Here is a 10,637-nt window from a genome sequence, read left to right on the forward strand (position 1 = left end):
GAGGTATTCCACGAAGACCTGGCCCACACAATAGCGGTAAGCGTGTGTAAAGAGGCTAAACCCGAGGAAGTGACCGTCGAGCTGAAAAGCGTGTTCGTGGGCCTCAAGATCACAGTAGTAAAGAGACTGAAGTGCCCCGATTCCTAAAGTTTAGCTCTAAGCTCTTTTAGGAGCTCTAGGAGCTCCTTAAGGGAGCCCAGTCTAATACCTGCTATGGATTTAAGGGAGTTTAGTACGTAATTCTCACACTCTGGAAAACCTCTAAAGCCTCCACTTAGAGTCTCAGCATACTTTCTAAGAACCTGGTGTATAGTCTCATCTCTTCCTACGACGGCTATACACTCAATATTCCTGTATAGACCCGAGTATGTGAAGTTAGCGGAGCCCAGGATAGCCATGTGATCGTTAACATAGACTTTACTGTGCAATCTATTGTCCAAGTCAAACTTGATCGATAAGTCTTTGAGGTTAGCGAGTCTTAGTAGGGTTTCAGCTCTCTCTATCATATCACTAAGGGAGCCCTTGATGTAGCTAAGCATGCTCTTCGAGACGACGCCCCTATAAGCTATGCCTATCAACTCTAGGTCTAGGAAGTCAAAGCACCTAGTGAACATGTAGATCCTAACACCACTATCGATGATAGCCTTCAGGACATCCTCAACGGACGTAGACGAGACGTAGGGGTAGTATACGAACTTTAGCTTAAAGTTGAATATTGAAAGCCACGGTGATATTATGTAGAGCTTCTTGCTCTCAAAGGCTGTGAAGAGTAGTTTTCGGAAGATCCTCTCGAAAAGGAGCTCGTTATCATTAAGCTCTTTACAGTAGACTTCAACCAATGAATTACATCACCCAGAACCACGTATACCGTAAATCCTCTCACCCACCTTAACCCATGCTATACTATCTTCGGGAGAAGTGCCCTGCATTGAGTCTAGAGCTTCTAGGAGGACTAACTTAAGTAGCCTTCTACTCAATAGTAACCTCTGAGCCTCAGGATTACCATAACTACAGGTTCTCTGGTTAAAGTAGCACATTGCACACGCATCATTACAAGTTCTAGGTATAAGCCTTAGGAATATCGATCTCAGCACAGACACGTAGTCACCTAGCTCCATCAACTCTTCCATCTTGATATAATCATTAACTTGGGAGCTTTTACTAAGCCTATCCAATACACTTTTCGCTTGACTTTCATCTAAACCGCGGATATAGCTGATCACCTTAACTACCAGTTGCTTAATCGTAGGGTATCGGTCAGGATTCCTTATGAAATGTAATGCTACGTGCTCGTAGCTCGAGAACGTCATGTAGCTAATATCGGCTTCCTTAATAAGTTCTAACACCTCCTTCCATAGTGTATTTGCTTGGAGATTCCATAGCTTCGCGAGTCTCTCAATTTCCCCTCTGAAAACCTCTCTGATCTTCCTATACTCCTCGTACTCCCAGGGGGTTAATGGTATCGGGGGGTTCCTTGGATCCAGAGGGTGCCCTAGGCTTTCGAATAGCAACATATCCTCGGAGGTTCCTATAATGCACTCACCCATTCTTAGGACTAGGCTTTCAACACCCTCCTGCTCAACCCTGCTAACCCTGCCACCTCTAGTACTACCGTGAGATGTGGGGTGCAAATTCCACGATCTTAGAGCATCATCGATGATCCCTATTCCACCCGAGACAGTCTCGTACACTAGGAGTTCATTGGGATCTTTGAAGCTCTCCTCTCTCAAGTAATCACTTGGAAGACGCGAGGCTAGAGCTAAGTGCTTCAATACATGGTGAGTGTATGTGTGGAGAAATACAAACCTTAGTAAAGCCAAGCTCACATCGCCTTCGGGGACAACCCTATCTATAAATTTTCCTAGACGTTCCTCGATAGCCTTAGTCAAGTAGCTATCGATCTCCTCCTTCTTGATATAACGGGCTCTTTCTAAGTACTTCAGGCCACGCTTACCCTTGATTAAAAGGGTTGCTATGGCTACCCTACCTTTACATCCATATCCTTGCTTATCACGTTTACACGCCTTAACCATATCCTCAAGTACTTTGGAAAGCCCATCCTTTATCATGTTTAAGGCCATAGTCTTATCGTCTCTGATAAACCCCTTGCATAAACTATCCATTGTGAGTAGTAATGCCACATCAACCAAGCTCTTTAAGGTCGTAAACTTACCCATTCTATTAAAGACCTCCTTAGCACTAATGTTGACGTAGAGGTCGTTAACCAGGAAGTGCTTAAGAACCCTTATGAACACGTGGCACGCTGTAAGTGCCTTATACAAGCTTAGGGCATCACCGGATCTAATAAACTCCCCTCTATCCTCACTTTCAACAACATCCTTCGCCTCATCACGGAGCTTTCTAAGATACTGGTCGAACTCGTTGTCTAAGACTATCTTTAGGCCTCGGGAATCTCTAATCGTATAACCTATAACAGAGGATACTCCTGTGGAAGCATCGAGCAGGAGACCTGTGAAAGATACAGGTGTTATTCTACTTCTTCTTTCAAATAGGTCATTGAGACTCTGGACTTTACCAAGATCAAGATACCTGTAGTATACGGTGACGTCCTCCGCGTAGACGTACCTGGTTAGAGAAAAGAGGTGCAGATGCTCAAATTCAATACCTTTTAGCCAAAGATTCACTTTACCTAGCCTCTGATAGGAATACTCCTCACCCACCCTGGGATACGCTATAGTCTTGGCTGTTATCTGTTTAACCTTTGTTTGTGTTGATTTCAGTAGTGGTTTTATAGATCCATTCTCATAGCTCCAAATTCCGTAATCTGAACCCTTATCAATAGTGAAGAGTAGCAGATCTTCTGGTCTCTCTCCTTGCTTGTAGAGGATTATTTTAGAGACATTATAGCAGATTGGTTCCTGCAACTCCTGAATTAAGTACTCGAACTCTTCAGGCAATTTTTGTGGTGTTATGTCACACGGCGTAAGTACATATATGTTCTTATTTATTGGAATTATCGGAATAGCTGGAAGATTACCAACATTCAGCTTCTCAATGGGTATTATGTGACCATAAACTCCATTATATCTGAAGAGCACCCTACCGGGTATTAAGTATGTTAAAGCTAAGTCTGGAGCTTCAAGTTCTATCCGAGGTTTCGAAACCTTGCTACATTTTATCTTTGGTACCTTGCTATATGAAGGTGGCGGTTCAGGTTCACACAACTTATACTCGACTTGCACGTAGGGCAAGTTGGTGTTATGGAAGAGGGCCTCTGGTATCAGTCTCCGTAGTATTTCAAACCTGCCCTCTTTTATAGCTGAACGTAGGCTAACCATGGCTCATCACATTCTCATCCTATCTCCGCATCTTTTCATAATTTCCTGTTTAACTTTGTTAAGTAACCCTTTTACCTTTGAATCATCGAAGAATTTCCCTAGTACTCCTCTCGCGTATGAAATCAGCTCATTTTCATGTTTTTGAATATACCCAACTACTCCACACTCAAAATCTCGTAGCTTGTCGTCTGATATACTGTTTAGGTTACTGCTATAGACATAGTGCTCTAGTGTAAGCTCTGCCAACGTCTGCTCAGCTAGTATCTCATTACCCGTAGGCACCATTAGACGTTCATAGTTGAGAGCTTTCCTTAGACTCCCGGTTCTTAACAGGATCTCTATCATATATGATTGCTGTGGTATCTCTGGGGATAACTGTATGGCTATGACGGTTCTTAAGAGCGGATTCGTGAAAACCCTCCTACCCCCTCTACCAGCTCTCTGTATCAACGCCGCTATGTTAACTGGGGCTCCGTGCTGGTATATCACAGCGACATCTGCATAATCTACGCCTAGCTCAAGGCTGCTAGTTGTTACAATAACCCCTGGTTCCACTAAGCCACTTCTATATCTACTAGTGTAAACTCTGACATCCACAAGTTTCCTGCAAAGCTCCGGATACTTCTGACACTCGAGAGAGTGCGGCCACCAAAGCTCCCCATCCACCCAGATAATTGAATTGTCTATCATCTGTAGATTATCCAGTAACATGCTTTCATCCAGCTTCTCACATAGCACCTTATCCGCGCCATAGTCTTGACAGGTTCTACTCTTAAACCACTCGGTAAACGGGTTCCTAAGTCCTTGGAGCCCGATTTCATATCTAGTTAAAGCATCTCTAAGCGCCCTCGCTAGCCTAGACACAACCTCTAAGCTGTCCGAGAAAGCCAACGTCTTCTTGCTAGAGCCGAAGCTTGGGGATGGTGTATTAAGGTGTAACGCCATGATCGTCTGCACGCTGACACTTACGTAGTCTACGAGCTCCCTCAAGTCCGGAACCACTATGTAGAAGTAATCAGAGCCTACTGGTATGCTCTCACCACTCTCGGGTTTAACCCTAGTCAGCTTGGACTTGTCGCTCTCAGAGAGGAAGAATAGATCTAAGAGGAACGATTCGCTTGCATCAGGTATAGTGGCACTAAGCCCTAGGACGACGAATCCATGTTTTCCACCACCTTCGTGTTTAACCCTATTCATGATCCTTCTCAGCACGTAAGCGTACCTAGCACCTGTTATACCTGTATACGTGTGTACCTCGTCTATGACTATTAATAGGGGTCCGCCTAGTAGATCCGATCTACCAAAGAGTGTTCTCGCATAACTCGTAATTAGATCTAATCTCAGGGTCTCAAAGAGGGTTACATGTATATCCCCAGGCTCCTTTCTAACAATATCCCTGAATAGCTTGACGAATGTGAAGTCCTCCTGATTACATCTTACGAGAGGTGACCCCTCGTGAATGTATATACGTGGGTAGGAGTTATCGGGACACTTGAAGAACGTAAACTTATCTGAGAACTCTATATACACATCGTTTTGAGCATCCTTGCAAACGTCGAAATTTACCTTCACATACCTCTCACCTAGAGAAACTGATCGACAAGAACCTTTACCTAAGCTTTCAACCACCTTACGAACTTCCATGTCGTAATCCTTGAAACTCAATACTTCCATATTCATTATTGATACCGTAACTCTATCACGCCATCCCTTATCCTCGAGTATCTTGTTGAGTATCCATGTGTATGTTACCAGCCTATCGAATTGATCTCTTGCTAACGCTAACCTAGGGTATACTATGAGGGTGAGTGGGCTTACACCACAATTACCTTTGTTACGGCAGAGGAACTTCTCAATTAGAGCTAGGAGTATGGCTGTTACCAGGAATACCTCGCTTTTACCTGAACCTGTGGGAGCTTCAAGAGTCACGTACCTCTCAACATCTGCCCCATCTAAAGCTTCTAGGAGTGAATCCCATAATGCTCTAAATCCACGATCTTGGAATCCATAGAATCGCGTGATTCCACGGTATTGGGAGAGTTTTCTCACGAACTCCTTAACTATGCCTATGAGTTCTTGAGGTACCCCACACTCTCCGCCCCCTATTAGGCTACAGTACTTCTCGTAAAGCTTACCCACGTAGTTACCAAGCATTTCTGCTATCTCATCGACTTCAATCTTAGCTACTGGAACCCACCTTAGTTCGTTGAAAGCGAAAACCCTGGATACTAGTTGTTTAGACTCGAAAACCGTTTTATCAAAGAATCTCTGTTTAAGCCTAGCAAGGTATAATGCTAGCTCTGAGAACCTCGATTTAACCTCGATATCCTCTTTAAATTCAACCTCCTCCATACACTTGCTCCGTTGTACCCCCCTTAGGATGATAAATGGTATTTCATCATTGTTAACCCCACAGGTGTAGAGGTAGCAGAGGGACGCCTCGAATACCTTATATCTAGACATGAGCTTCATAATATCGTCGATTAACGTACCTCCCTTTAACTCGCTAAGATGCTCCCCGATACAGGCGTACACGAGCTGATCCAGGTATTCTATCACCCTACTATAAGCCTCTTTCCTACTCACCTTAGCGAAATCCCCGTATTTCATAGCCAGGATCATATCTCTCTCAATATCCTCGATGATAGATAGCACAGAGTGAACCACGTATCTTGCTAGGAACTCGTCATCGTAGTCGCACGGCCTCCCTATTAGGTTAGCTAACTCTCCCACGAAATCCCTAATTAACTTAAAAGACTCACAGTACACTTCAAAACCCCTTCCTCACAAAGCCTAATCACGTATACTAAATGATCTAGCTTACCCTCACTTTTCAGCATCCTATACACGTCTACCAGGTTAGCCTCTAAGCCTATCATATTCTTGAATATCGCCTCTAACACTTCATCAAACTCCCTTTCAACATCTAGGTCTAGGGTCTTCACAACGTTCAACACTTTCCGCAGATCCTCCAACGATGCTACCTTTATACTAGCTAGTTTTTGTACTACACCGGTTAAGCCTCTCCTCTTGGATACCAAGCTTAAGAACTCAAGGTACCTGTTGATACCATTGATAGCCTGATCTAGGTGTCTGCTCACATAATCAGTTTTAGATATACAACTACAATCCTCAACGAGATTCCTCAATGAGCTAACATGAATGTTAACAAGTGACACTAGGAATCTCAACGTACGCCTTTCGAGTCTTCTCTCGAGCTCACCCAAAGATACCATTAACTCGCTAAGAAGGGTATACTTTACCCCTCTCTTCGCGAGCTTCTCGAGGTCATCCAACTTAAGTTGACTCCTCATCACATTACCGGTTAGGGAACCTACATCTAGGACCTTAATCTGGTTAGCTACAGACTCTACTAATTGAGACCAGCACCTATCTCTAATATCATCGCCAACACCTTCATAGATACTGTTGTACAGCTCGCGGATCACCCTAAGTAGCTCCATAAAACGTTCGAAGGCCTCACGTTTACTCAGTAGACTACACAACTTGGATCTAACGATATTATCTCCATTGAATACACGCTCATAGAGCCTAATGATGTCCCTGTATTTTTTGTAGTTCTTCAAGATTTCCAGGTCTAAGCTTAAGCTACCCACACTACTATCCACATTAGGGCACTTGAAGAGGGTAAGCTCTACGGCTATAAGTTCCACCTCACGTAGGAACCTCGACCACTCCTGAGGATCAAGAGATGAGGGGAAGAAAGTCAACCTTCTCCTAAGCTCGTCTAGTAGACCGATAGCCTCAAATACATCGACTATCTTGTACACCCTACCCTGAAAGTCTAGAACCTCCTTTAGCTTGTCATGAAGTTGACTTAAATGCTTCCAAATACTCCCAACGCCTGTAGATCCAAGACTCACCTCATATCACCTAAGAAGCTTTCTCCTCAGATTCTCAGCGTTCTCATTCGCCCTCTTTATAGCTTCAAGGATATTCTTAGCTTCGCTTATGACACTATTTAATTCCTCCTTAAACTTCTCTAATTCCTGTCTAAGGTCCTCTAGTCTCTTAATGCCAATAGGTTTAATTAAACCCCTTGAGCTTATTATTGGGCTTATTAAACCCCTTAATCTTTCCATACATATATTGTAGGCCTCCTCCAAACCTGGTAACTTAAGTTTCTCGCATAGGTCTGAACATTCTCTAACAATACCTGTTATACCATTAAGACTATCCTTAAGGGATTCTATGTTTTTAAGTACAGTCCTTAACCTCGGCTTCTTAATATCAAAATACTTGAGGAGATGGTTGAGGTAGTAGTACATGACTAGATTATCGCAAAGGGGGACAGTCTCCCTACTAATCTCATACAGCAACTCGCTGCTTTCCCTAAGCTTGTTAAGTGCTGAATCGAGCTTACTAAGGTCGTATGTGGTGAGACCTACTCTCTCTCTTATCGTCTGCAAGAAGATACCATGAGCCTCTCTTAACTCTCTTAATTTGCCCCTAAGCTGCTCTAAGGAGTTGAGAATACTAGCCAATGGTTCCCGGAAATCCACTTTTTTATCGTTACACACTTTATTAACTTTCTCACAGTAGGGCTTGAGTGCAAGCCATCCAAAGAGTATCTTGCTACTTGTTATCTGCTGTGGTAATCCCATGTTAAGCCATACTTTAACGAGAGATTCTACAACATTCCAAGGATCTGTACAGATGTCGCTATGGAGCTCGATGAGTCCTCCTAAGAATTCCCTGACCTCGTCGAATTCGTTGTAGTAATTCCTCCTTAAGATTTCTAGGTTCTTGTCTATCTCGTTGATGTAATTGATACCGTTATCTAATAGTTCCTTTATACCCTTAAAAGTATCCTCTCCTAGCTCTTCATAGTATTCGAGTTTGCTAAGCTCTCTTAGTTTTCTTAGCCCCTCTAGGATCCTTGTCATTAAAAACATTGATTTTTGCGAAGGTGTCGAGACCATAATCCATATGTATGTTCCATGCTCGCTACCTACTTTTGCGTAAGCCCGGTTTTCAAGATTAACCAGCTCCTTTACGACCTCTATGTCTGATAAGGTGTCGGCTAGACCCCTCATCTCCCTGATGAAATTCTCACTTTTTTCTATCACCTTTTCCTCCAGGAAGGCTATTAGCTGTCTTTTTGCCTGGCTATCAATTATTTTCTCAAGTGTTGTCAAAGGATCTGTAGGGCACTTAGCCTTAGTATAGAGGAGGCCGAGAAGATATTGTGCTAGGATTGAGGGGGGTTCAACTACGAAGATAAGCTTATCTAGAAGACCCGAATACCTATTAGAGATCTCCTGTTTAGCCCCAGTAAATTGATCAAGACCGGGTATGTTGGAGAAGAGGATTATTGCTACTCTGCGTTCATCAGCGAGGATGCTTCGGGCTATCCTCGAGTGGAGCTTCTCTAGGGACTCTGGCGAGAGTATGAATTCTAGTGCAAGCCTCTTATTTTCGAGGTACTTTTTAATCTCGTTATCGTGTAGGATGTACTGTGATACGTTATCACCAATCATCCGAAGATCTCCCACTAATCTATGAAGGTCTATACCCTTACTACATGCTATCAATGGTGGCATTGTCGCTGGAGGTGAGAGGAGTCTCAAAACTTGTGGTCTTAGAGCGTAATAGTATTTATCCCCATCTATCACCTTACTCGACACTTCCTCTATAACTCCTTCTAAATCGATCTCATCCACTGCTTTCAGGAGCTCCTCCTCCACGTCCTCCATTAACCTTAGCTGTAGAATCTCGCCTAACAGTGTCTTTAAACCTTCTTTGTCATATATGACGTTATCTCCTAGACTCCATGGGTCCAGGATTTCTCTTAGAACCTTCTCTAACTTATCAAGTCTACTGCCTCTGCCAGATACAGATACATACTCGATAAATTTCTTTATTAACACGCTCTTATTGACCATTTGCTTGCTCTTTACTATGATGTCTGATGGTAATTTTAAGACCCTGATCCGCGGGCCTAGTAGATCCTCGATTATATTCTCACTTACGGGACCTACTAGGCACGCAAGTATCTTGAATAGAGATTGAACATCCTCGTGGTATGCAGTAAGATCCCCCAGTTTAGTTTTAAACTCAGCATAATTAAATAGTGGAGCCCCCTGAACTGGTTCCTTAGATAGAGTTTTACGTACACCCTCAGAGAGAGAGATATCCATTGGTGGTTCAAAACAAGATTCAACTTTGGTTACATCGTTACCTTCAACTATGTACCTCAAAGTCGTGAGGATAGCATGGGGGACTTTTGCTTCAACTAGATCCCATAACCAGCCTGGTTTACCCCCCTTACTTAACCACCACAAAGTGTTAGCTATCAGGGTTTTCAGTTCATCCTTATACCTGGCCAGCTTATCCGGTATGGGTATGTTGTCTAGATAACTTGATTTGATTACACTAACGGGGATAGATGGCATCGAGAATACCTTTACTCTCCACGCTACAGCTTGCTGTAGGACAGCCTCAGCTAATACAGAGCCTGGAGCAAATCCTAGAATTGGGATCACGCTCGCGCTCCCTGTTCGCGCCTTATCAGCTAATCCCCTAAGCACGCTTCTCCCGATCACCATCTCCTTTAGCCGATCATAGCTCTCCTCAATCTCGTCTATGATGATAACCCCTCTCTCATTCTTTAGGCTTATGCCGTAACTTCGCATCTTCTCCTTAAAGTATTCTTCAATGTAATCTAGTAACCGGTCCTCACTTATTTTACCGCTCTTAACCCTACCAGAAAGATACTCAACCACGTCTGAGAGGAGAACCCTCATAGCTGGTATCCTATTGTCTAGTGCCCATTCACATATGGTCACTAGAAGTGTGGTCTTACCACTACCGTAGATACCGTATACAACAGGTAACTTACACTCTTTTCCACCACTTCCACATTCACCTTTGATGAAGGTGGTTATGATATCCTCTAGCTCTTTCATAATATCCTCGTGAAGTTCTGATAGTTTCTCCCATCTCTTAGGAGCCTCCCAGGATCGACAAAGCTTATTTTTAAGCTCTTGAGGGTACATTCACTACATCCTTTACATGTGCTTTGAAAAATCCTGAATAAAAAGATAGACCTGATAGCTTAAATCCTTGCAATCTCTCCCTCTTTCTCGTTTCTAACAATATGCTCGGTGTGTCTCTAATGGTTCTCTGTTTAGGTCTTACTCTTCAGTAGCTGTGATCATGTGAGCTCTCTGTTTGTGGTTTCTCGCCGGTTAGGATCTTGTGGGAAAGTTCACCTTGGTGTGTGTTATGTTGTTTCATCCATTGATCGAGAGTTTTGTGGTTGAGTTTTATCGCCTCCTTGATCACTTTTACGTATTTCAGTCTTCTCGTTACGTT

The 10,637-nt window shown here is 43.3% G+C and carries 5 protein-coding genes; all 5 read right to left on the bottom strand.

Annotation, left to right across the window (positions count from 1 at the left end):
- Positions 1–143: 143 nt before the first annotated feature.
- From ACP5KC_RS06815 to ACP5KC_RS06835, 5 genes are read right to left on the bottom strand one after another with little or no spacing between them, the layout of a single operon-like run.
- Positions 144–839, bottom strand: coding sequence for a phospholipase D-like domain-containing protein (locus ACP5KC_RS06815; protein WP_428287045.1), 696 nt, complete (start codon positions 837–839; stop codon positions 144–146).
- 9 nt (positions 840–848) lie between these two features.
- Entirely contained in the window at positions 849–3,299 is a 2,451-nt protein-coding gene (locus ACP5KC_RS06820) for a hypothetical protein (RefSeq protein ID WP_428287046.1), read from the bottom strand.
- A 6-nt stretch (positions 3,300–3,305) separates the two neighbouring features.
- Positions 3,306–6,068: a DEAD/DEAH box helicase gene (locus ACP5KC_RS06825; protein WP_428287047.1), complete on the bottom strand. Its 2,763-nt coding sequence runs from the start codon at positions 6,066–6,068 to the stop codon at positions 3,306–3,308.
- Positions 6,044–7,183, bottom strand: coding sequence for a hypothetical protein (locus tag ACP5KC_RS06830; RefSeq protein ID WP_428287048.1), 1,140 nt, complete (start codon positions 7,181–7,183; stop codon positions 6,044–6,046). The genes ACP5KC_RS06825 and ACP5KC_RS06830 overlap by 25 nt, the downstream gene beginning before the upstream one ends.
- Positions 7,184–7,189: 6 nt before the next feature.
- Complete coding sequence (locus ACP5KC_RS06835; RefSeq protein ID WP_428287049.1) at positions 7,190–10,318, bottom strand: hypothetical protein; 3,129 nt, start codon at positions 10,316–10,318, stop codon at positions 7,190–7,192.
- Positions 10,319–10,637 lie beyond the last annotated feature (319 nt).

This window comes from Infirmifilum sp., assembly GCF_049970975.1.
In the GTDB taxonomy this organism is placed as follows: domain Archaea; phylum Thermoproteota; class Thermoprotei; order Thermofilales; family Thermofilaceae; genus Thermofilum; species Thermofilum uzonense.